The sequence below is a fragment of the Acinetobacter sp. RF14B genome (assembly GCF_006864105.1).
GTDB lineage: Bacteria > Pseudomonadota > Gammaproteobacteria > Pseudomonadales > Moraxellaceae > Acinetobacter > Acinetobacter lwoffii_C.
The window spans coordinates 1-562 of the sequence record NZ_SMTB01000222.1 but is presented as its reverse complement, the minus strand read 5'-3'; the positions used below and the strand labels follow the sequence as shown (position 1 = coordinate 562).

At 45.9% G+C, this 562-nt stretch carries 1 protein-coding gene; it reads right to left on the bottom strand.

All coding sequences use genetic code 11. The features are described 5' to 3' along the window. A partial coding sequence (locus E2K52_RS14620) for a hypothetical protein (protein ID WP_151205705.1) occupies nt 1-362 on the bottom strand: 362 nt, incomplete at its 3' end. Nucleotides 363-562: the final 200 nt, after the last annotated feature.

Genomic DNA, 562 nt, shown 5'->3' with positions numbered 1-562 from the left:
CTGTCACCAGAAAGAATGTTTTCAAACAACTCCGAGGAAGCCATGCCCTTAATATGTACAATAACTGCACAATAGATCTCGGTGATAACGACGCCACCTATGCCACCAGCCAGACAACGATAATTTTTCTGTGACCCGATCTTTTCCGGCAGACAGGCGACCATCACGCCGGTTAACAATGCAGGAATAACTCCCGTAGTAATCGACAATAAGAGAAACAATGGAAGTACCTGTATTCTTCGCAAAAGAACCAGCGGTTCTTTTGCGAAGAAGATGTAGAGGACAAGAAACAGAACACCAATTAACGGTCCTAAAACCGCAAAATAAAGTCCGTGATGTATTACCCGACGTGAAACAGACATATCAAACTCCCTTTACTTACCTTTGAGCGCCAATTTAAGCGGGGTAAGTGAAGGGAGTGTGAAGAACTATGCCGTAATATCCCAACCACGCGCTTTCCACAGTTCCGGTAACTGCGAAAGATGGGTAAAGGTGGTGACTTTCGGGTGAACGATCGGCTTATTGTGCGGGTCGGCGCAGAAGTAGAACACTTCCATACCTG